At 70.5% G+C, this 20,313-nt stretch carries 18 protein-coding genes and 1 pseudogene; 5 read left to right on the top strand and 14 right to left on the bottom strand.

All coding sequences use genetic code 11. The features are described from left to right. Positions 1 to 29: 29 nt before the first annotated feature. Complete coding sequence (locus DNK56_RS33880) at positions 30 to 902, top strand: reverse transcriptase N-terminal domain-containing protein (protein WP_111339950.1); 873 nt, start codon at positions 30 to 32, stop codon at positions 900 to 902. 175 nt (positions 903 to 1,077) lie between these two features. Here DNK56_RS33880 and DNK56_RS33875 read toward each other — a convergent pair. From DNK56_RS33875 to DNK56_RS33865, 3 genes and pseudogenes are all read right to left on the bottom strand, one after another. After that, positions 1,078 to 1,668 (bottom strand): annotated as a pseudogene (locus tag DNK56_RS33875) (carboxyl transferase domain-containing protein); the annotation flags it as partial. Between the two features lie 74 nt (positions 1,669 to 1,742). Next, positions 1,743 to 1,949: an acyl-CoA carboxylase subunit epsilon gene (locus tag DNK56_RS33870; protein ID WP_111339889.1), complete on the bottom strand. Its 207-nt coding sequence runs from the start codon at positions 1,947 to 1,949 to the stop codon at positions 1,743 to 1,745. A 304-nt stretch (positions 1,950 to 2,253) separates the two neighbouring features. Beyond that, complete coding sequence (locus DNK56_RS33865; protein ID WP_199563960.1) at positions 2,254 to 2,649, bottom strand: RidA family protein; 396 nt, start codon at positions 2,647 to 2,649, stop codon at positions 2,254 to 2,256. A gap of 97 nt (positions 2,650 to 2,746) precedes the next feature. Here DNK56_RS33865 and DNK56_RS33860 point away from each other — a divergent pair, with 97 nt between their 5' ends. Beyond that, on the top strand, positions 2,747 to 3,733 hold the full coding sequence (locus DNK56_RS33860; RefSeq protein ID WP_111339887.1) for a helix-turn-helix transcriptional regulator: 987 nt from the start codon (positions 2,747 to 2,749) through the stop codon (positions 3,731 to 3,733). Between the two features lie 65 nt (positions 3,734 to 3,798). Here DNK56_RS33860 and DNK56_RS33855 read toward each other — a convergent pair whose 3' ends face one another. From DNK56_RS33855 to DNK56_RS33830, 6 genes are all read right to left on the bottom strand, one after another. After that, positions 3,799 to 4,716, bottom strand: coding sequence for a ParB/RepB/Spo0J family partition protein (locus DNK56_RS33855; protein ID WP_111339886.1), 918 nt, complete (start codon positions 4,714 to 4,716; stop codon positions 3,799 to 3,801). Beyond that, complete coding sequence (locus DNK56_RS33850) at positions 4,713 to 5,951, bottom strand: ParA family protein (protein WP_111339885.1); 1,239 nt, start codon at positions 5,949 to 5,951, stop codon at positions 4,713 to 4,715. Before DNK56_RS33850 ends, DNK56_RS33855 begins: the two co-directional genes overlap by 4 nt. Positions 5,952 to 6,173: 222 nt before the next feature. Further along, on the bottom strand, positions 6,174 to 6,557 hold the full coding sequence (locus DNK56_RS33845; RefSeq protein WP_111339884.1) for a DUF6009 family protein: 384 nt from the start codon (positions 6,555 to 6,557) through the stop codon (positions 6,174 to 6,176). Between the two features lie 123 nt (positions 6,558 to 6,680). Further along, positions 6,681 to 8,219, bottom strand: coding sequence for a DNA primase family protein (locus DNK56_RS33840; RefSeq protein ID WP_111339883.1), 1,539 nt, complete (start codon positions 8,217 to 8,219; stop codon positions 6,681 to 6,683). Next, positions 8,216 to 9,232 (bottom strand): bifunctional DNA primase/polymerase, encoded by a 1,017-nt coding sequence (locus DNK56_RS33835; RefSeq protein ID WP_111339882.1) that lies wholly within the window; start codon positions 9,230 to 9,232, stop codon positions 8,216 to 8,218. The genes DNK56_RS33840 and DNK56_RS33835 overlap by 4 nt, the downstream gene beginning before the upstream one ends. 686 nt (positions 9,233 to 9,918) lie before the next feature. After that, complete coding sequence (locus tag DNK56_RS33830; protein ID WP_111339881.1) at positions 9,919 to 10,785, bottom strand: NAD(P)H-binding protein; 867 nt, start codon at positions 10,783 to 10,785, stop codon at positions 9,919 to 9,921. A 122-nt stretch (positions 10,786 to 10,907) separates the two neighbouring features. Here DNK56_RS33830 and DNK56_RS33825 point away from each other — a divergent pair, with 122 nt between their 5' ends. Beyond that, positions 10,908 to 11,582, top strand: a complete 675-nt coding sequence (locus tag DNK56_RS33825; protein ID WP_111339880.1) for a ScbR family autoregulator-binding transcription factor — start codon at positions 10,908 to 10,910, stop codon at positions 11,580 to 11,582. A gap of 29 nt (positions 11,583 to 11,611) precedes the next feature. Here DNK56_RS33825 and DNK56_RS33820 read toward each other — a convergent pair whose 3' ends face one another. The 5 genes from DNK56_RS33820 to DNK56_RS33800 all read right to left on the bottom strand — a co-directional run bounded on the left by DNK56_RS33820 (position 11,612) and on the right by DNK56_RS33800 (position 18,029). Continuing rightward, positions 11,612 to 13,138 (bottom strand): FAD-dependent monooxygenase, encoded by a 1,527-nt coding sequence (locus tag DNK56_RS33820; protein WP_111339879.1) that lies wholly within the window; start codon positions 13,136 to 13,138, stop codon positions 11,612 to 11,614. A gap of 107 nt (positions 13,139 to 13,245) precedes the next feature. Continuing rightward, positions 13,246 to 13,638, bottom strand: coding sequence for a DUF6009 family protein (locus tag DNK56_RS33815; RefSeq protein ID WP_111339878.1), 393 nt, complete (start codon positions 13,636 to 13,638; stop codon positions 13,246 to 13,248). Further along, entirely contained in the window at positions 13,635 to 15,152 is a 1,518-nt protein-coding gene (locus DNK56_RS33810) for a DNA primase family protein (protein WP_111339877.1), read from the bottom strand. Before DNK56_RS33810 ends, DNK56_RS33815 begins: the two co-directional genes overlap by 4 nt. 17 nt (positions 15,153 to 15,169) lie before the next feature. Beyond that, positions 15,170 to 16,285 (bottom strand): bifunctional DNA primase/polymerase, encoded by a 1,116-nt coding sequence (locus DNK56_RS33805; RefSeq protein WP_111339876.1) that lies wholly within the window; start codon positions 16,283 to 16,285, stop codon positions 15,170 to 15,172. 787 nt (positions 16,286 to 17,072) lie between these two features. After that, positions 17,073 to 18,029: a ScbA/BarX family gamma-butyrolactone biosynthesis protein gene (locus tag DNK56_RS33800; protein ID WP_111339949.1), complete on the bottom strand. Its 957-nt coding sequence runs from the start codon at positions 18,027 to 18,029 to the stop codon at positions 17,073 to 17,075. Positions 18,030 to 18,531: 502 nt separating this feature from the next. On the opposite strand from DNK56_RS33800, the gene DNK56_RS33795 reads away from it, so the two are divergent. Both DNK56_RS33795 and DNK56_RS33790 read left to right on the top strand, forming a co-directional pair. Further along, the gene (locus DNK56_RS33795) at positions 18,532 to 19,116 is read left to right on the top strand and encodes a ScbR family autoregulator-binding transcription factor (RefSeq protein WP_111339948.1); all 585 of its coding nucleotides are present in this window, start codon (positions 18,532 to 18,534) and stop codon (positions 19,114 to 19,116) included. 333 nt (positions 19,117 to 19,449) lie between these two features. Further along, positions 19,450 to 20,256 carry an AfsR/SARP family transcriptional regulator gene (locus DNK56_RS33790; RefSeq protein ID WP_111339875.1) on the top strand — a complete coding sequence of 269 codons (807 nt, stop codon included), beginning with the start codon at positions 19,450 to 19,452 and terminating at the stop codon, positions 20,254 to 20,256. The last annotated feature ends 57 nt before the right edge of the window (positions 20,257 to 20,313 follow it).

The raw sequence follows: 20,313 nt of genomic DNA, 5'->3' as shown, positions 1-20,313 counted from the left end.
CGACGGAACCGAGGGGCAAGTTGGACACCATGACGAACACGGTCGGAACGGCCTCGACCGTCCCGATCACGGTCGCGACGGTGAACGGACCCGAGGGCGAGGACCTGGACTGGGCGTCGGTCGACTGGCGCCGAGCCGAGGAAGACGTACGACGTCTGCGGCAGAGGATCTTCACGGCATCGCAGGCAGAGGACCTCAAGAAGGTCCGCAACTTGCAGAAGCTGATGCTCCGGTCCCGCTCCAACACGCTCCTGAGCGTGCGGCGGGTCACGGAGATCAACGCAGGACGCGCGACGGCGGGAGTCGACGGGAAGGTGGTGCTGATGTCCCAGTCCAAGACCGCACTGGCTGACTGGGTTCAGCACCGAGCCCGACCGTGGATCCCCAAGCCCGTCAAGCGGGTGTTCATCCCCAAACCGGGGACCACGAAGAAGCGCGGCCTCGGGATTCCCGTGATCGTCGACCGGTGCCTGCAAGCCTTGGCACTGAGCGCACTGGAACCCGAGTGGGAAGCGCGGTTCGAGCCGAAGTCGTACGGCTTCCGGCCCGGCCGCGGCTGTCACGACGCGATCGGGGCCATCTACTCCACGCTCAACGGGAAGAACCCGCAGCGTGTGTGGGTACTCGATGCGGACCTGACGGCGGCGTTCGACCGTATCGACCACGACCAGCTGATGGCAGCGCTCGGAACCTTCCCCGCCCGGGGACTGATCCGGCAATGGCTGAAGGCAGGGGCCGTGGATCGAGGCCGGTTCGCCCCGACCGAGGCAGGAACTCCGCAGGGCGGAGTGATCAGCCCGCTGCTCTTCAACGTGGCCCTGCATGGGATGGAGGAAGCCGCAGGAGTCCGCTGGCAGACTCCGGCCCACCACTTCAGTAGGCTCATCGCAACAGTCGAGTGACCAGGTGTTGCGACGGTTGCTGGAATCCGCCCGGAAAGTTCTGGCCCCACCTTCCGAACGGATAGCCGACCGTTCACCCGGGCCCCTGACGGCCTCTTCTCGCTGGCTGCGCTTGTGCGCGGACCACCCGGCGGCCCGGCACTCGAACGCTTGGCGGAGCCACTTCTCACCGTTTTGGTGGGGCCAGAACTACCCGGCGGAGACAGACGCCCGAGGCACGCGTGTTGCGCTGGAAGATCCCGCCGTACCCGGCCAGCGCCGAAACACCCTCCTGGATACGGGCACCCGCGCCGTCGTTCAGCGACACCAGCGGCGCACCGGCCGCGATGGCCATGTCCATGATCTTGTGGATCTTGGTGGCGTGGGCCTCGCCCAGCGCCCCGCCGAAGATCCGGAAGTCGTGCGCGTACACGAAGACCGTCCGGCCCTCCACCGTCCCCCAGCCGGTGATCACACCGTCCGTGTACGGCTTCTTCGCCTCCAGACCGAAACCCGTCGCCCGGTGCCGCCGCAGCTGCTCGACCTCGTGGAACGAACCCGGGTCCAGGAGCAGTCCGATGCGCTCACGGGCCGCCAGCTTGCCCTTGGCGTGCTGCGCCTCGGTCGCCCGCTCACTCGGACCACCGGCCGCCTGTGCGCGGACCGCGTGCAGTTCGGCCACACGCTCGTGAGCGTTCGCCGCTTCCGCGGAGGCCCGAGGAATGTCATTCACAACTGTCACGACACGTCCCTTCCTCTCAAGGTGCGGCCCGATCGACGCCACCATAACAAACCGCGCATGCGGTTTGTATAGCGCGGCTGGTACGCACACGAATCAGTCGTGGGTGAAGTGGGCCGGCCCTATCGCCAGCTGTACGGAGAGCAGTAGCTCTCGAGGGGGCGCTCGGGCCGCCACGGCGGAACCTCGGGCAGCTCGGCGTCGCCGGCCTCGTCCTCCCGCCCCGCCAGCAACACGCACAGCACCACGGCGACCGCGGCCAGTTCCTCGTCGTCGGCGTGCCCGCGCTCCACCCGGAACGCGGGCATCACGGTGTCGAAATCGCCCATCAGCCCTCCTCAAACCTGTGGCCCACCGTCCGGCACTCGGCTTGAGAAGTCCTGCCGTTCCTCTGGAGATCCGCTGGAGTCCACACCGCACCGCACCCCTGCGCGGAGCCGCCCCCACCTGAAGCGGCCCCGCTGGACCGGGGTCCCCCCGGCGCCCCGGGGCCGGGTATTACGCCGTAATAATCCGAGCAGCCCGCACCCGGGCCCTCCGGTCACCACTCCCCCGCGTCCCGCCTCGCGCCCGGCACGTTGAAGGGGCTGCGCATTATTACGGCGTAATAATGCGCAGCCCCTTCAACGGCGGTCAGGCCGCCGCGGTGGCTTCCAGTTCGATCAGCTGAGTCGGGATGGCCAGGCGGCTCACCTCCAGCAGCGTGGTCGGCGGAGCCGCGGCCGCCGTCGCCAGGCGGGCGGTCAGGGTGGCGTAGTGCGGGAACAGGGCGTCGATGTCCGTCGTGTAGAGCGTGAGACGGACCAGGTCGGCCAGGGTCATGTCGGCCCCGGCGAGCACCGCTTCCAGGTTGTCGAGGCTGAGGGCCAGTTGAGCCGCCATGTCTCCCTCGTGCATCGGGTTGCCCTCGGCGTCGGTGGCGGTCTGGCCGGAGCAGTAGAGGGTCCTGGTGGGGCCGGTGATCAGCACGGCCTGGTGGAAGCCCAGCTTCTGGGACCAGGTCACCGGGTTGATCGGGGTTCGTCGCAGCGTCACGTCTGTTCCTCGCGTCGGATGACTTCGGTGTGCGCGACCCTGCCAGGAAAAGGTGACACCCCCTGTCGTGATGGATGGCTAGGGTCCTCATGTGCGTGCGGATCGGCTGGTCTCGTTGGTGTTGTTGCTGCGGCAGCGGGGCCGGATGACCGCCGGCGCCCTGGCCCGTGAGCTGGAGGTGTCCACCCGCACCGTGCTGCGCGACATCGAGGCGCTGTCCTCGGCGGGCGTGCCGGTCTACGCCGAGCGCGGTCGGCACGGCGGCTTCGCGTTGTTGCCCGGCTTCCGCACGGAGCTGACCGGGCTGAACCACGACGAGGCCCTGGCCCTGCTGGCCGCAGGTTCGGGGCGCGGCGGGCAGGCCTTCGGGCTCGGTTCGGCGCTCGCGGCGGCCATGCGGAAGGTGGTGGACGCGCTGCCGGACAGCCATCGAACCACCGTGAACGATGCCGCCCGGCGGATTCTCGTGGAGCCGGAGACCGATCTGCTGTCGCGCCCGGCGGAGACCGACGAGGTACCCGCCGCCGCGATGGCGGAGATCCGGCGCGCGGTGCTCACCGGGCGGAAGCTGCGCATCCAGTACACGGCCACGGGCCAGGAGGCCCGTCCGCGCACCGTGGACCCGGTGGGGCTGGTGACGGTCCGGGAACGCGGGTACCTGCTGGCCCTGCGAGCGGGCGAGGAGCGTACGTACCGGCTGTCGCGGGTGCTGGCGGCCGAGGCCCTCGGGGAGCCGGCGGAGCGGCCGGGGACGGTGGATCTGGAGCGGTCCTGGCGGCAGCGGTGCGCGCGGTTCCTGTCCGAGGGGCATCTCGCGGTGTCGGTGCGGGTGGCCCCTCAGCGGCGGGAGGAGCTGTTGCGCACGGCGGTGGCCGTGCGGGGCGCGGAGTCCGGGGAGGACGGGCGGCTGCGGCTGGAGGTGACGTTCCAGGATCTGCGCCATGCGGAGTGGGCGCTGTGGCAGCTGGGGACGGATGCGGAGGTGCTCTCCCCCGCGTCCCTGCGGACGGTCCTGCACGGGCGGGCCGCCGCGCTCGCCGCTCATTACGCGGACCCGGCCGCGATTATTACGCCGTAATAATCAGGAGGCCGGTCTCGGATTATTACGGCGTAATAATCCGGGACCGGCCTCCGTGGCGGCGGCTAGCGGGCGTCGGCCGCCGGGGCCTGCTCCGCCCGCATCCGCTTGGATTCCTCGATCTTGTAGTCGACGAGCAGCTCCGTCAGCTTGCGCCTGGACTGAACGTCGAGCTCGGCGATGATCAGGTTCGTCAGGGTGTGCGGGTCGGTCGAGGGCAGCCGGGCGGGGGGCTCCGTGGGCGGCTGCCGGTTCTGCTTGGGGGCGCGGGGCTTCTGGGCGCGGCTCGCCTTCAGCTGCTGGAGGTGGGCCTCCTGCTCCTCGGCCTTCTTCTTGCCGACCAGGCGCAGCGTGGCGGCGGATTCCTCGCCGGACTGGAGCTTCTCCTTGAGTGAGGGGGTCAGGGTGAGCAGCGCGAGGCGCTGGGAGACCCAGCCCTGGGAGCGGTGCAGCCGGGCGGCGAGGGCTTCCTGGGTGCCATGGATCTTCAGGAGCTGGTCGAGGGCCCTGGCCTCGTCGAGGTGGTTGAGCTCCTGGCGGTGGATGTTGGCGACGAGGGCCGATTCCAGTATTTCGTCGGGGTTGCTGCCCAGGTTGTCGTCGAGCATCACCTTGATCTCGGTGAGGCCGGCTTCGCGGGCGGCGGCGAGGCGGGAGTTGCCGTCGATGACGACGTACTTGGTGCCGGGTTCGAGGTCGGCCTCGCGGTCCGGGTTGCCTTCGAGGTAGGCGAAGCGGCCCATGATGCTGATGGCGGTCTTCTGGCCGTGGTCGCGGAGGCTGTTGCCGAGGTCGGTGAGGTCGCCGAGGTCGGACCTGGGGTTGTCGGGGTTGAGGCTGATGACGTCGACGGGGAGTTCGACCGGGGGAGGGGCGCCTTCGGTGGGGGCGGCGGCGACCTGGTTGATGGCGGCGCGCCGGGCGCTGATGGACTGGGTCTGGCCGAAGGAGGAACCGGCGCCGAGCCGGGATGCCTTGCTCATGAGATCTCCCGGGCGAGGGCGCGCAGACCGACTGCCTGGTCGCAGCGGGGGGAGTAGGCGAGCAGGGGCTGCTTCACGCGTACGGCCTCCTTCTGTTCCTTGAGGTCGCCGATGACGCCGACGACCCTGGGGTCCTTTATGTCCATCCAGGAGTTGAGGGACGAGGTGGCGATGTAGCCGCGGCGGGCGTCGTAGTGGTTGACGACGATGCCGAGGTAGTCGAGTTCGAGGTGCATGTCGTCGCGCAGGTCCTCGATCTGGGAGGTGAGGAGTCCGTAGGCGTCGGCGGAGCTGTCCTCGGCCTGGACGACGACGAGCACACCGGAGTTGCCGGGGGCTTCGCCCTGGCGGCGGCGGCCGTAGTAGGCGGCGGCGTCCATGCTGAGGCCGAGGCTGGGCGGGCAGTCGATGATGACGGCGTCGTAGTCGGCCTCGATGGCGGACAGGGCGCGTTCCAGGGCTGCTTCGCGGGCCCGGACCCCGGAGAGCTTGACGTCGAGGAGGAAGGCGTCGGTGCAGGCCGGCAGGAGGTGGAGGCGGTCGCCGAAGCGCGGGTCCTCGATGCGGACGACGAGGTCGGCGAGGTTGCCCTTGGCCTCGCCCGCCATGTGCTTGGTGAGGCTGTCGCCCTCGATGGGCAGGGGCTCGTGGCCGAGCTGCTTGGTGAGGTGGCACTGGGGGTCGAAGTCGACGAGGAGGACGCGCAGTCCGAGGCCGGGCAGGTCCTCGTAGTCGAGGGGGGAGGGGTGGTCGTCCTCGGCGAGGGCGGCCGCGAAGTGCTTGGAGATACGGACGGGGTGGAGCGCGCCGGGGTCCTCGGCGAGGGCTTCGCCGGTGCCTGCGGCGATGGCGGTCTTGCCGACGCCGCCCTTCTGGTTGCAGGTGATGATGCGCTTGGGGTGCTCGGGGCGGACGACGGTGGGGGCCGGGTTGGTCTCCAGCCACATTACGACGGACTGGGCGAGGCCCTGGATGAGGGAGACGCCGCGCGAGGCGCAGTCGGCGCGGAAGCCGTCCCACTGCCCGTCAGGCAGGAAGGTGGCGAAGGACTTGGCGCCCGCGGTGTCGATGGGGGAGAGGTTGGAGCCGAGCCGCCGCCAGGCCTCGATGCCTGCTTCGACGGCGTGCTGGATGTCGGTCTTGTGCTGGGCTGCCCGGATCTTCAGGTCCTGCTGCAGCACCGAGGGCAGCTTGGAGACGACCTTCTCGCGGTCGCCGGGGGAGGGCGAAGTCATGGCAGTCACCTTACTAACTTCGATGATCCTTCTCGGCATCGACGCGTTAGTTGTGACTGTGATTTCTTCGAGGATCACTCAAAAGCCCGGCTCCGGAGGGGTCCTGGAGCCGGGCTCGGTGGCCGGGAAGGGGCCCCCGCGCACGGGGGCGAGCGGATTATTACGCCGTAATACGTCGGCGGGGCGGCGGGATTATTACGGCGTAATAATCCCGCGGTCCCGTCAGCTGCCCGCCTCAGCCGTCGCGGCCAGGCCGCGTTGCGAGCGGGGTGTCTTGTCGCCCACCCGCTTGGGCTCGATGGTGCTCGGGTCGACCGCCTCGCCGGGGGCACCCTCGTGGTACGGGCCGTCCGGGTCGGCGTCGCGGTCGTGGGGGAGAAGGAAGAAGACCCGGCGCAGATGCAGTCCGCTGTCGGGGTCGGCCTCGGTGTCGGCCTCCAGCTCGGTGTAGCCGACCATGCGTCCGTCCCGTTCGTAGCGGGGCTTTCCCCGGCGGCGGGTGGTCTTGTCGAGCGCCTGGCGTACGTAGTCGAGATTGTCGGGGTTCTCCAGCCAGACCACGGCGTTCTCGTGGTGGAGGTCGCTCTCGTTCAGCAGCGAGCTCATGGCTGCAGCCCCTTAGTGTGTCGGCCGGCCGGGAAGAGGCCGGGGTGGGTGTGAGCACGTTCCCTGGTGGGGGCACCGTGTTCATGGTAGGCCGGATCGGCGGAAGTGTGCCGGGCGCGGTGGTCAGGCATGGCTGCTCCGGGAGTCCTCGTCCGCGAGAAGCCCGAGGCCGGGGTAGTACTTCTTGCCGCTGGACTTCATCATGTCGGCGGGCGAGGCGAGGCAGAGCTCCTGGCGGACTCGGGTCGCGAACGCACGGGCCGTCGCGGGCCTGATCCCCTCACCGGCCCCGCACCAGCTGCTGTACGCCGCGTACAGGAGACCCTGCTCCACCCGCAGGTCCGGGGCCTGGGTGGTGCAGCACTCGGCGAGGAAGCGGCCGATGTGGTCCTCGGTGGTGGCGTAGGCCGCGGTCGCCGAGCGCACCGTGGCGGGGCCGTCCAGCGGGTCGCGGGTGGCCAGGTAGAGCTTGGCGCCCTCGATGAGCCACTGCAGGATGCCGGGGCCCTCGCTTTGCACCAGTTCTTTGGCCAGGTTGTCGATCTTGCGGGCCGCCGGGACGACGCGCTCGAACGGGATCAGACGGATACGGCGCCAGAACGCATGGCCGCCGGTGCCTACTTCGGGACGGTGGTTGCCCAGCAGCCAGAGCTTGTGGGTCGGGTTGAAGCTGAAGAAGTCCTGCCGCATCCGGCGGGCCATGATGCGGTCGCCACCGGTCAGCAGCTTCACGCGGGACTCGTCGAACTTGTCGTTCGGCTTCAGCTCCGAGCAGACCACGATGCGCCGCCCGTGCAGCTCGGTCAGCTCCGTGGAGTGCTCGGAGAACTTGCCCTTCTCCATGAGGAAGCCCGGCGGCGCGGCCTGCGCGTAGTCGCCGAGAATCTGCGTCATGACGTCCAGCAGCACGGACTTGCCGTTGGCACCGGTCCCGTAGAGGAACGGCAGCACCTGGGCCCCGACGTCCCCGGTGACGGAGTAGCCGAGGAGCAGATGGAGGAAGTGGATGGTCTCCTCGCCCTTGGCGTCGTCGCCGAAGGTGTCGTGCAGGAAGCGGTGCCAGCGCGGGGTGGGCGTCTCCTCGGGCGCCACGCTCGTCGCCCTGGAGTGCATGTCGCCCTCGGGGTCCGGCTTGCGCAGATGCCCGGTGTGCAGATCGACGACCCCGGCCGGGGTGCACAGCGCGTACGGGTCGCCGTCCAGGACGTCCGGGTCGAGCGCCAGGGCGGGGGAGGCCTTCGCCTGGGTGAGCATGGCCTTGATGCCCGGCGTCGACATCGAGCGGCGCCGGTGCGCGCGGACCTCCCGGTCGGTGAACTGGCCGGTGGGGTCGGTGGCGGGCATCTGCTCCGCGAGGTCGCCCGCCGCCCACACCGCGGCCTTCTCGCCGCCCGTGCGCTTCCAGCGGTACTGGTCCCAGTGGTACCAGCCCAGGCCCTCGACGTGCCGGAACTGGTCCCCGAACATGACGGCGAACAGCTTGGCGTTGCCCCGGTCCGTGAGCAGCGCGGGCAGACGGCCCTCGGGCAGGGGCGGTTCGCCCGCCGCTGAGGCGTTCTGCTGGGCGGGCAGGCCGGGCATGCCGCCTTCGGTCTCGAGGGCGAGCATCTGCTGCGCGGCGGCAGTGGCGTCGAAGCGCGGGCTGCTCTCGGCGCTGCTCATGGGCGTCCTTCGGGATGGAGCGGGCGGGCTGCGCCGGCGGACAGGGCTGAGGCGATGACGGTGAGGCTGTGCCGGTGACGGTGCGGGCGCGCCGCGTCGGCGGCTTCGATGAGCAGGTCGCGCGCACGGGGCTCGGCGAGGTGTCCGGCGGCGACGAGGCCGCCCGCCGTGTAGGCGGCCCGGTTGAGCTTCTCGGTGAAGGCCGTGCCCTCGGCTGCCGCCGCGCACGCCCGGACCTCGGCGAGCAGGGGTTCCAGCAGCCGCACGGCCCGTGAGACGCCGCCTGCCGGGCGGACGGGGCGGGGTGCGGGGACCCGGGCCGGGGCGGGTCCGGGCGCGTGGCCGGTGCGGCGCAGTTCGACGGCGAGCCAGGAGGGCAGGGGAGCGGGCAGTCGGGCGGCCCCTACGGGGGTGTAGGTGCCCGCCGGGGTGCGGGTGGCCGGGGTGACGATGTAGCCGCCGGTGGCCCGGACGTCGACCTGCCAGGCCAGGGCCACCTTGGGGCTGGAGCCCACCGACGAGCGGTAGCGCGGTCCGTCCGGCGCGGTGCGGTACCAGACGTGGAGGCCGCCGGACGGGGTACGGACGCGAAGGGTGGCCTCGTCGTCCGCGGGGCTCGGCGCGCCGCGCAGCGCGGCCAGGAGGGCGAGGGTGTCGAACCCGGAGGCCAGGCCGGTCAGGTTGACGCTCTCGTGGATCGGAATGCCCGGCAGAAGGCGGTCCCGGTGCGGGACTTCGGCACTGTGTGCGTCGATATCCAGTACGACGAGCCCGGCCGGGCCGCAGGAGACGCCGACCCCCAGGCCGGGGTGGGCACCCCACCAGGCGGCCAGCCGCTCGGGGTCGGTGGTCGCCGCGTGGAAACCGTGGCACCACCTTCCCGCAGGCAGGCAGGGGCAGTCGGCCGGGCGGTGCGGGTCCTCCCGGCAGCCGGGGCAGTTGCCCGCCGGAGTCTTGCGGCCGGCGGCCAGCGGATGGACGGGCCAGCCGTTCCCCGCACACCAACGGGCCATGTCGAAGGGACTCGTGGCCCCCGCCGCGCGCGGGTCACCGGTCTCTCTTTGACGCGGCACGCTGATCGTCCTTGCCGAGGGGCCAACAGGTTTCGTTCAGTCCCGAACAACTCAGTCCCTCGGAGAAAGCCCAGGTCAGAGGGGTGCCTCCGACCTGCCGAGGGACTAAAGGGACTGAGTTTTCCAATCCGGATCAGAGCCTACAACAGGCATCCCGGAGCGCACGGGTCTCTTCGCTCCGCGAGTCCCTTCGGTCCCTTGCTCCGAGGAGTCGCAGTCGCACACCGCACGTTTTCGGCCAGCGAGCCGGAGGCCACCGGGGGGCGCCCGGAGGAGGGACTGAACGGAGGGACTGAACGCGGAGCCGAGGGACTGGAACTTTCAGTCCCTCTTCGGTCCCTCGGGCAAAACCGCAGGTCAGAGACTTGCAGGCCAAAATCGGAGGGACTGAAGGGACTCAAGGTCGGTAGTTATCAGCGCTTCAGGATAAAGATGATTAATGAAAGGTAAATATAGGGTGTTTCTACGCGCGAGCGCATACACACGCCTGCATAATCGCTTATAACTACCAACCTTGAGTCCCTTCAGTCCCTTCAGACCCTGATCTCCTCCGACCGCACCCCTCTGACCTGCGGTTTTGTCGGAGGGACCGAAGAGGGACCGAACGCGGAGGGACTGAACCGACGTCAGTCCCCCGCGCCAGCGGCAGGCCGGAACGCGTCCAGGTGGTCGGCCGCCCAGTCCTGGAACGTCCCGGCCGGGCGCCCGAGCAGGCGGGGGAGCGTGGGGTCCACGACCCCCTTGGAGCCGCTGTGCTGCCTTCTGGCGCTCTCCAGGAGCGCGTCGGCGATATCCGCCGGGTAGCGCGCTCCGAGGGCCGTACGGGCCTCCTGGGGGCTCAGCTCGTGGAAGCGGAGCTCCAGGCCCAGGAGCCGGGAGAGCTGAGCCGTCTGCGCGGCGGCCGAGAGCGGCTGAGGGCCGGTCAGGGTGTAGGCCCGGCCCGCGTGGTCTCCCGCAGGCCCGGTGAGGGCCCGTACGGCCGCCTCCGCCACGTCCCTGGGGTCGACGCAGGCGTTCTCGGAGAACCCGTACGGTGCGCGCACCGTACGATCGGCACGGATGGAGCGGGCCCAGGACAGGGTGTTCGACATGAAGGCGCGGGGGCGCAGCAGGGTCCAGGCCGTTCCGGAGGCGCGCAGCAGGTCTTCGTTGTGGCGCTGGCGACGGGTGATCAGATCATCGGCCCGGGGGTCGGTGACGGCGGCCGCGGAGAGTTTGACGATGTGCCGGACGCCGGCCGCGAGGGCCGGGCCGAGGAAGCGGGTGTCGTCGTCGCCGTCGGGGTTGGTGACCAAAAGGGCGGTGCGGACGTTGTGCAGAGCGTCCGTCAGCGAACTCGGGTCCGTGAAGTCGCCGTGGACGATGTGGGCGTCGGGAGGGGCGCCGGTGACCCGCTCGGGGTGCCTGGCCATGATGCGTACGGGCAGGCCGGCGGGGAGGAGCCGGAGCACTTCACGGCCGATCGTCCCGGTTGCGCCCGTGACAAGGATCATGGTTTCCCTTTCCTGCCGGACATTTCCCCGACCAGGGCGGAGGGAAGGCACCGGCCTGTAAGATACGAACTGGACGGTTTATTTACTCTTCCGCAACCACCCTTGAGGAGGGAGGAGGCAGAGTGGCTGAGCAGCTACGTGCTATCCGCACCCGGCAGACGATTCTTTCGGCGGCGGCCAAGATCTTCGAGGAACAGGGGTACCAAGCAGCCACGATCTCCCAGATCCTCACCGAGGCGGGGGTGACCAAGGGCGCGCTGTACTTCCACTTCCACTCCAAGGAAGACCTCGCCCAGGGCGTCCTCTCCGAGCAGGACCAGCGGATCATCGTGCCGATGCGCGCCTCCAAGGTGCAGGAGGTCGTGGACATCGTCATGCTGCACGCCCACCGCCTGCAGACCGATCCGATGGTCCGCGCGGGCGTCCGTCTGACGATGGACCAGCAGACGCAGAACCTCGACCGCAGCGGCCCGTTCCTGCGCTGGGGCGAGGTCGGCCTCGACCTGCTCCAGCAGGCGCAGGCCCAGGGCGAGTTGCTGCCGCACATCTCGCCGCCGGAGACGGCCGACGTGCTCGTGGGCTCCTTCGCCGGTATCCAGTCCATGTCACAGGCCGTCTGCGAGTACCGCGACCTGGTGGTGCGGGTGTCCGCCCTGATGCGGCATCTGCTGCCCAGCGCCGTGGTGCCGTCCGTGCTGGCCTCGCTCGACCTCTCCGAGGGCCGGGGCGCCAAGGTGTACGCGGAGGCCGTGAAGGCCGCCGACCTGCGCGACGGCGTCCTGGAGACCGCCAGCTGAAAGCAGCGGGGCGTCCCGCCGGGCCGTGCTCATGGCCGCCCGGCCGGGGCGCCCGCCGCGTTTCCGGAGCCGTCCGGTCCGAAGTACGCCGCCAGCACCCGGTCCAGCTCGCCGTCGCCGGGCACCCAGGCCAGATAGCCGTCCGGCCGGACCAGCGCCGCCTCGTACGGCAGGGCGGCCACGGGGCGCGCCTCGACGGTGTGCAGGATTCCCGCCCACGGCCGGGCGGCCTCCCGGTGACGGCCGGACTTCTCGCCGAGGAGCAGCAGGAGCGGCCGCCCGTCGTGCAACAGGCGGATGACGTCGGTGTCGCCGTCCGGGGTGCTCAGCGCGGTGTTGGCGAGGTAGGTCCCGGCAGCCGGGCCGCCCGCACCGGTGGGATCAGGCAGGACCGTGTCCTGGGCGCTGATCAGACCGCCCAGCCGGCCGCTCTCGTCCTCGGACGCGAGGAGCTCGGTGAACAGCGTGCGCAGGGCGTCCGCTTCGGGGCTCTGGCGCATCAGGGCGAGTTGGGCCAGGGTGCCGTCGATCACGCGGCGGGCGAGCGGTCGACGCTCGGCGCCGTAGCCGGTCAGCAGGTTTGCACCGGCCGTGCCGCGCACCGCGTGGGCCAGCCGCCAGCCGAGGTCGAGCGCGTCCAGGACGCCGGTGCTCAGGCCCTGGCCGCCGATCGGGAAGTGCACATGCGCGGCGTCGCCGACGAGGAAGACCCGGCCCTGTCCGAAGGTGCGGGCCAGCCGGGCGAAGTCGCTGAACCGGCTGAGCCAGCGCGGGGAGTGCATCGCGATGTCGCGGCCCGCGATACGGGCCACCTCCCCGCGCAACTCCTCCAGGGTGACCGGCCGGTGACGGTCCGGGTGGGGGCCGCCGCAGTCGAGCGTACGGAGATGGGCGCGACCGTCCCCGGTGTGCTTGGCGACGATCCAGCCGCGCGGGGTGCGGTGCCAGCCCTTGGGCAGGTCTCCGGGATCGTCCAGGGTGACCGTCCCCATCAGCGCCGACACCGTCGCCGGGACCGTGTCGGACTCGATGCCCGCCAGCGTCCGGACCGTGCTGCGGGCGCCGTCCGCCCCCACCGCGTAACCGGCGTCGCAGAGCACGGGGCCCCCGGGGCCCTCGGCCGTGACCCGTACGCCGGTCGGGTCCTGGGCGAGGCCGGTGACGCGGTGGCCGCGCAGCACGCGGGCACCGGCCGCCCGGGCCCGCGCCTCCAAGTGCCGTTCCAGGTCGGCCTGGGCGCACTTGAGGACGGGTTCCGGTTCGTGCGGGGGAGCGGTGATGGTCAGGCCGGGCAGCCCCGCGAAGTGGAAGGCGCTCGAGGTGGGCTCCGGCGGATACGGGGCGCGGGGCGGGCCGGGGAGGTGGCCCCGGCGGGCCAGGGACTGCACCGCGCGGGCGTGCAGCGTCGTCGCCTTCGGCTGCCCGGAGACCGACGTCCTCGGCTCCAGGAGTACGGTGTCCACGCCGGTCGCGGCCAGTTCGGCCGCGACGAGCATGCCGACAGGCCCTCCGCCGGCCACGAGCACCTCGGCCCGGATGGGATGTTCTCCCCGCACGACGGTGCCTCTCTGTCCTCGGTACTCTCCCGACGACAGAAATATACCGGACGTGCTGTTTTATATCTATCCCGGCCCGTTCTCCGGGCCCGGACGCCCGAAAACAGCTAGGGCTGGAGCTCGCGAGCGGCGGACGACGACATGGGGCCGCCCTCCGAACGCTCGGTCTTGTGCCCCTTGCTGCCCGGTGCCAGCGTGCGTACGTCCACGGCCTCGGCGGGCGCGCCGCGCGCGTACAGCCCTTCCGGCTCGGTGTCCCGGTCGTGGGGGAGCAGCCAGAACACCCGGCGGCGGAAGGTGCCCGAGGAGCGGGACGGCTTGGCCTTCGGACCGAGGAGGGCGTACCCGACCATTCTGCCGTCGCGGTGGTAGGCGGGCCGGCCCCGGCGGGTCGGGAGGCGGTCCAGGCTCTGGCGGACGTAGTCGAGCACGCTGATGTCCTCGAGCCACACGAGGTCCACCTCGTGGACGATCTCGTCCTCTGCGATGAGGGCGCTCATACTGTCTCCTCGTCCGCGAGCAGGCCGATGCCCGGGTAGTACTTGCGCTGGTTGGAAAAGATCATTTCCTTCGGTGATGCCAGCCCCACCACTTCGCGGATGTGCGCCGCGAAGGCCCTCGACGAAATCGCCGGAACGCCCTCATTCTGGCACCAGCGCTTGTAGGCCGCGTAGAGCTGGGCTTGTTCGGCCCGCAGTCCGGCGTCGAGCCGGCAGGTCTCGCCGACGAAGCGCCCGGTGTGGTCCTCGGTCTCCGCGTACACGGTCGTTGCGATACGGACGCGCTCGGGGCCCGACAGGTCCTTGTCGCCGCCCAGGTAGCGGCGGGCGCCCTCGATCAGCCAGTTGAGGATGCCCGGACCCTCCTGGGTGACCAGGATGTCCGCCAGGTTGTCGATCTTGCGGTGGTCGGAGACGACCCGTTCGAACGGGATGAGACGCATCCGGCGCCAGAACGCGAAGCCGCCCGTGCCGACTTCGGGGCGGTGGTTGCCCAACAGCCACATCTTGTGGGTGGGCTCGAAGCTGAAGAAGTCCTGCCGCATCCGGCGGGCCTTGATCCGGTCCCCGCCCGTCAGCAGCTTCACCCGCGCCTCGTCGAACCGGTCGCCCGGCTTGACCTCGCTGCACACGATGACCCGGCGGCCGTGCAGTTCGGCGAGGTCCGTGGGATGGCCCTCGTACGGGCGGGACATCAGGAAGCCGGGCGGCGCCGCGTCCGCGTAGTCCCGCAGCAGCTTCATCAGGACGTCCAGCAGGACCGACTTGCCGTTCTTGCCGGAGCCGAACAGGAACGGCATCACCTGCCCGCCGACGTCCCCGGTGATGGAGTAGCCGAGCAGCAGCTGGAGGAAGGAGATCATCTCTTCGCCGTCCGGGCCCTCGCCGAAGGTGTCGGCCAGGAAGCGGTCCCAGCGCGGGGTGGGCATCGCCTGCGGGGCGGCGGAGGTGGAACGGGAGTGGAAGTCCCTGGTGGGTTCGGCCGGGCGGATGTGCCCGGTCCGCAGGTCCACCACACCCGCCGGGGTGCACAGGGCGTACGGATCGGCGTCCAGCAGCGCCGCGTTGAGCACCATGCCCGGCGCGGACTTGGCCTGGGTCAGCATCGCGTTCATCCCGCTGGTGCTGAGGGTGCGCCGGCGGTGCTGCTGGAGCGCGGCCTGGGTGAACAGGCCGCGCGGGTCGGTTCCGGCCAGGGACTCCGCCAGATCGCCCGCCGACCACATCACCGTGTCGTCCTCGTCGAACTGCCAGCGGGTGCCGTCCCAGCGGAACCAGCCGATGCCCGGCACATGCCGGTAGTCGTTGCGGTAGAGCTTGACGAATAACTTGGCGTTGCCCCGGTCGGTGAGGGTGTCCGGCAGCAGCCCGTCCGCCGTCGCCTCGCCGTCCGCCGCCCGGTCCTGGGGCTCCGCGGGCGGGTAGGCGCCGTCCTGACGGGGCAGGGCCACGGGCTGCGCGAGGATCTGCGCGGCCACCGCCTGCACGTCGAAGGAGGCGGCCGACGGCAGCACTCTCTCCTTGTCCACGCTCACGTGCGCCCCCCGAGAGCCAGTGGCCGGGTGCGGCCCGCGCTCAGCCCGCCCCTGATGACGGCCATGCAGCGCCCCCGCTGCCCGGGGCGGGCCGCTTCGGCGGCCTCCCGCAGGGCCCGTACGGCCTCGTCCTCCGTGAGGTGCCCGGCGGCGACCAGACCGCCCGCCGTGTACGCGGCGCGGTTCAGCTTCTCGGAGAACGCGGCGCCCTCGGGCACCGCCGCGCAGGCGGCCACATCCGCGAGGAGCCCCCTCAGCAGCCGTTCGCCCGACGCGGTGGGCCGGCCGCTCGCCGCGAGCACCGCCTGCCGGGCCCGGGGCGGCACCGGCCTGGGCCCCGGCGCGGGGGCGTTGGGCAGATGGCCGGTGCGCTGGAGTTCCCTGGCCAGCCAGGCGGGCAGCGGCGCCGGGGTGCGCACGGCGTCGACCGGGCGGTAGGCCCCGGCCTCGGTGACGGTGCCGGGGGCGATGATGTACCCGCCGTGCGCCCGGACGTCCACCTGCCAGGCGAGTGCCCGGCCGCTGCCCGAACCGGCCGAGCACTGCCAGCGGTGGCCGCCGTCGTTGCGGTACCAGACGTGCATGCCGCCCGACGGCGTACGCACCCGCAGCGTCGAGGCGTCGTCGGCCGGGCTGGTGGTGCCGCGCAGGGCGGCCAGCAGGCCCAGTGTGTGGAAGCCGTTGGCCAGGCCCGTCAGGTCGATCCCTGCGGAGATCCCGACCCCGGGCAACAGGCGGTCCCGGTGCGGGAGTTCGCGGGCGTGCGCGTCCACGTCGATGACCACCAGGCCCGCCGGGCCGGTGGCCACGCCGACCCCCAGATCAGGGCGCCCGCCCCACCACCGGCCGATCCGCTCGAAGTCGAGCGTCGCCGCGTGAAACCCGTGGCACCAGCGGCCCGCCCGGACGCAGCCGCAGCGGGCCCGGACGTGGTCCGGGCCGCGGCATGCCTCGCAGTTGCCCACCGGTGTCTTGCGGCCCGGCGCAAGAGGATGAACCGGCCACCCCTGACGCGCGCACCACCATGCGGTCGTCAAGGGCTGCGAAGCGACCGGAGCAGCCCTCTTGAACTGCCGTGGGTCATCGCACGAGACCCGCAGTTCAGCTGCCATTCACTTCCCCCGTCAGCGACCGAAGCGACTCAACTCGCAAAATCAGATTAGCGAAACCATCGGGGGAGAAGAGGGACAAGCGCCAGAACAGATGTGCGCACGGGGAAGTGGGTCCAGCGACCCAGCGACCGGGCGTCGAGCGGCCCCCGGTCGCTGGGTCGCCCATCCGGTGTCCGTAAACCCCGCAGGTCAGCGCGGTGCCCCGGGCCGAACAGCGACCGAAGCGACTCAAGCTCGCTATATATGACGCGCACGCGCGCACATGCCAATGGCTCCATATACCTGAGCCTTCGGTCGCTTCGGTCGCTGCGTGCCCGAGTCGGGCTTGTGACCTGGTACTTCTCTTTCGGCCCGGCAGCGACCGAGAACGCGCCCGGTCGCTGCCGCCCGGTCGCTGGGGGCGGAAATCCCTTCCGGCCCTCTCCAGTCCTTCACAACCGCGTTTCCAGCGCTTGCCCCCCGGCCCGCGAAACCCGTGCGCTGTCCGAGGGGGAACGCGCCGGCCGGCGCGGGGGGCCGGAAACCCGGCTCCGCCGCACGCAGCGACTGCGTGCGGCGGAGCACCGAGGTGATGTCACGTTGTGTCCGAGCGGGGCCTTCGGTCGCTTCGGTCGCTGCCGGGCCCTCCTGTACGGCTCTGACCTGCCAGTTCCGCGGCGAGCGGGACAGCTACCGAAGCGGCTTACGGCGCCCCGCGCGGTGGGGAAGCCAGCCCTCCTGATGAAAAACAGGATAACCGGTTTGTTTTTTGGCGAAGGAATAACCGGCCGACGGACCGGGCCGCCGCTCAGCCGACCGGGCCGGTGAGCACCGAGGTGAAGACGTCCTTGCCGTCCTGGCGGCCGGTGACTTCGAGCGTCACCATGTTGTGCGCCTCCCGCTCGACGCGGGTCACCTCGATCCAGCAGGGCCGGTCGAGCTCGGCGTACTGGTGGAAGTGGTTCGCGGCGGCGGCCGGGACGAACGAGTGGGGTGCCATCACCGCACAGGCCGCCTGGCGGGCCGCTTCGAGCAGGACCATGCCGGGGACGTGGTCGCCCTTGTGGTCGAAGAGGATCGGATGGTTGAGGTCCGGAGTGAGCAGCCAGCGCGGGCCGGAGCCGGACCCGGCGACGGCGGAGAGCACCACGTCCGTCAGGAAGGTGCGCCCGACCATCGACGGCGGCAGCAGGGTGCGGTCCGGGGCCGTCCCGGCGGCCGCGGACGGCTGCTGGACGGTGCGGTTCTGCCGTAACCGGTTGTAGACGGCCGGCGGGATCACCGAGATCTGACCGGTGCCGCTCGCCATGGGCCGGCCGCTGCGGCGGAGCGCGAACTCGAACGCCATACGGCTGGCCACGCCCCTGCGCCGGACGATCTCCGTACATCGGGTGTCGAGATCGAAGTCGGTGGGGCCGGCCTCGATGCGCAGACCCGTGGTGTCCGTGGTGTAGGTGATGCTCGACATCACGAATTTGTGGCCGAGCGGTACTCCCAACTCCACGTGCGAGATGTAGATTCCTGCTTGGCGGAACGTTTCCGCCACCTGGAGCGGGTCGTGGCTCGCTCCGTCGAGACTCCGGAACATGGTGTGGGCTCGGGGCCATTGGCCGGTGAGCGAGAAGTTCACCCCGTCCCGGGTGTCGCAACCGGTGAGGAACACCTCGGCGACGGAGTCGCGGTGTACGTACTCCTTTGCGACCGTGGTGGTCAGCCGCGGTGCGGCAGCAAGTGCGGTTCGGGCTTCAGCAGTGGTGAGACTCACGGGGGCCCCCATCTTGAAACCTGCGTTCGGCGACGCCACTTAAGATACGGACCTACCGGTTTTTTTCAATCGGCCCAAAAGTAAAGGATTTACCAAGTGCGGACCGGTTCGCTTGAAGATTCCATTCCACTTCAAGGCTTCCGGTCGGTAACTTCCTCTCCCGTCACGGTGTAAATCGGTACATAGGTGACGTAGATCGTCGGGACCGCGACCGCGAGCCTCGGGGTGCTCGTAGAAAAAAACCTTTCACGCGGTTTCCTTTGAGGGGCAGTGGTCCAGTCCACGGACAGGATGGCTGGAGAAACCAACTACTTCCACGGCCCGGTCGCCCAACGCCGCCCGCCCGGAGGCAAAATGATCAGCCGGGCCCGGGGCGTTGCACGTCGCAGTGCTAAACCAACCAGCCGTGCGGTTTACTTGGGTCAGTAGGGGTCAGCAGGAGAATCCAGGGTGAATCGGACGGCGGTACGTCGGGCCCGCGCCCCGCCAGGAGGAGGGCATGATGGTCAAGCAGGCGCGAGCGGCTGTGACACGTCAAGCTCTCATCTCGGCTGCCGCGGAGGTCTTCGGTGCCGACGGGTATGCGTTGGCAACGCTGCCGACGATCAGCGGCCGGGCGGGGGTGAGTTCGGGTGCCCTGCACTTCCACTTCCCCAACAAGGAGGCCCTGGCCTCCGCCGTGGAGAGTGCCGCCGCCGAGTCCGCCCTCGCGCTGACCGAGGAGAGCGCGGAGGCCGTCAAGGGCGGCTGGCTCCAGCGGCTCGTCGCGGCTGTCCGCCGGCTGATGGACGCCGTCGTCGACGACCCGGTCGTGCGCGCGGGCTTCCGGCTGAGTGGCGACCCCTCCCGCAAGAGCGAGGCCAGGCTGCACGACTGGTGGTACGAGTGGGTGCGCAACGCCCTCGCGCAGGCGCGCAGTAATGGGGAGCTGGCCGAGGACGTCTCGGCCGAGGGCGCGGCGGTGGTCATCGTCGCGGCGACGCTCGGGCTGGAGACCCTCGGCGCGGCCGACCCGTACTGGCGGTCCGCGGAACGGGTGTCCCAGCTGTGGTCGTTCGCGCTCCCGAGGCTCAGCCGCGCGGACTAGGGTCTGCCCGACCCCGATCCGCCGGACAGGCCCCGGCGGGCCCGTGCGCGGTCCGTCCGGCTCGGGTCGCCCGGATCGAAGAAAACAATCCGCGTGGTCTGCTTGTGGAGTCGCGTCCGGCGGGCCGGCGAGGGTGAAACGCCTGCATGAATGCCCAACTTTGATGCATTAAGCACCTTTTGAGCGGTCGTTCTCAAGGCTCGCTGGTGCTGTGAACCAGGGTGGCGAGTGGTTTGGTTGGGCATTGACATACCGCCTGCGCTGTTTTTAAATCAGTGTGTCAGCAACAGTTCCGGGCTGTCCGAGGCAGCCGGGAGATGACGGGGAGACGGCGTGGACATCGACGTACTCGGCACGCTTGCCGTGCGGGAAAAGGGCACCTCGATCGCACCGACCGCGCCCAAACCCAGGCAGGTGCTCGCCCTGCTGGCGCTGCACGCCGACGAGGTGGTACCGGTCGGCACCCTCATCGAGGAGCTGTGGGGGAGCGAGCCGCCGCGCAGCGCCCGGCCCACCCTCCAGACCTACATCCTCCAGCTGCGCGAACTGATCACCGCCGCGCTCGAAGTGCACGGCGACGGTACCCGTACGGCCAAGGACGTCCTGCTCACCGTCCCCGGGGGCTACTTACTCAAGGGCGGCGAAGGCGGCCACGACGTGCAGGAGTTCGAGCGGCTGGCCGGCATGGGATACCGGGCGATGGACGCCGAGGACTTCCCCGAGGGGGCGCGGCTGCTGCGCGAGGCGCTGGCCCTGTGGACCGGCCCGGCGCTCGCCGACGTCCACACCGGACCGTACCTCGACACCCAGATCAAACGGCTGGAGGAGAGCCGGCTGTGCGCCCTGGACCAGCGCATCGAGGCCGATCTCAGGCTCGGCCGCCACCGCGAACTGCTCTCCGAACTCACCGTGCTGCTCAGCAGGTACTCGACCCATGAGAGCCTGTGCGGCCAGTACATGCTGGCCCTCTACCGCTCCGGGCGGCGCGGTGAGGCACTGGACGCCTATCAGCGGCTGCGCTCCACGCTGGTCCGCACGCTCGGGCTCGAACCCTCGCCCGCGCTGGCCAAGTTGCAGCGTTCCATTCTCATGGCCCGGCCCGAGGGCGTCGCGGGGGCGGGCGGAGTGCGGCTCGCCTGAGAAGGCCGTACCGGCTGAGGGAGGGCATGTGATGCGGCGCACGCGGGATCAGGGCCC

Source organism: Streptomyces sp. AC1-42W, assembly GCF_003248355.1.
In the GTDB taxonomy this organism is placed as follows: domain Bacteria; phylum Actinomycetota; class Actinomycetes; order Streptomycetales; family Streptomycetaceae; genus Streptomyces.
This window is presented reverse-complemented; position numbering and strand designations above follow the sequence as displayed.

Bases quoted from the DNA above. Each gene is read 5' to 3' on its own strand.
- DNK56_RS33880 (WP_111339950.1), top strand. From the start codon at position 30: ATGACGAACACGGTCGGAACGGCCTCGACCGTCCCGATCACGGTCGCG.
- DNK56_RS33870 (WP_111339889.1), bottom strand. From the start codon at position 1,949: ATGGGCGATTTCGACACCGTGATGCCCGCGTTCCGGGTGGAGCGCGGG.
- DNK56_RS33855 (WP_111339886.1), bottom strand. From the start codon at position 4,716: ATGAGCAAGGCATCCCGGCTCGGCGCCGGTTCCTCCTTCGGCCAGACC.
- DNK56_RS33850 (WP_111339885.1), bottom strand. From the start codon at position 5,951: ATGACTTCGCCCTCCCCCGGCGACCGCGAGAAGGTCGTCTCCAAGCTG.
- DNK56_RS33845 (WP_111339884.1), bottom strand. From the start codon at position 6,557: ATGAGCTCGCTGCTGAACGAGAGCGACCTCCACCACGAGAACGCCGTG.
- DNK56_RS33840 (WP_111339883.1), bottom strand. From the start codon at position 8,219: ATGAGCAGCGCCGAGAGCAGCCCGCGCTTCGACGCCACTGCCGCCGCG.
- DNK56_RS33835 (WP_111339882.1), bottom strand. From the start codon at position 9,232: ATGGCCCGTTGGTGTGCGGGGAACGGCTGGCCCGTCCATCCGCTGGCC.
- DNK56_RS33830 (WP_111339881.1), bottom strand. From the start codon at position 10,785: ATGATCCTTGTCACGGGCGCAACCGGGACGATCGGCCGTGAAGTGCTC.
- DNK56_RS33815 (WP_111339878.1), bottom strand. From the start codon at position 13,638: ATGAGCGCCCTCATCGCAGAGGACGAGATCGTCCACGAGGTGGACCTC.
- DNK56_RS33805 (WP_111339876.1), bottom strand. From the start codon at position 16,285: ATGGCAGCTGAACTGCGGGTCTCGTGCGATGACCCACGGCAGTTCAAG.
- DNK56_RS33795 (WP_111339948.1), top strand. From the start codon at position 18,532: ATGGTCAAGCAGGCGCGAGCGGCTGTGACACGTCAAGCTCTCATCTCG.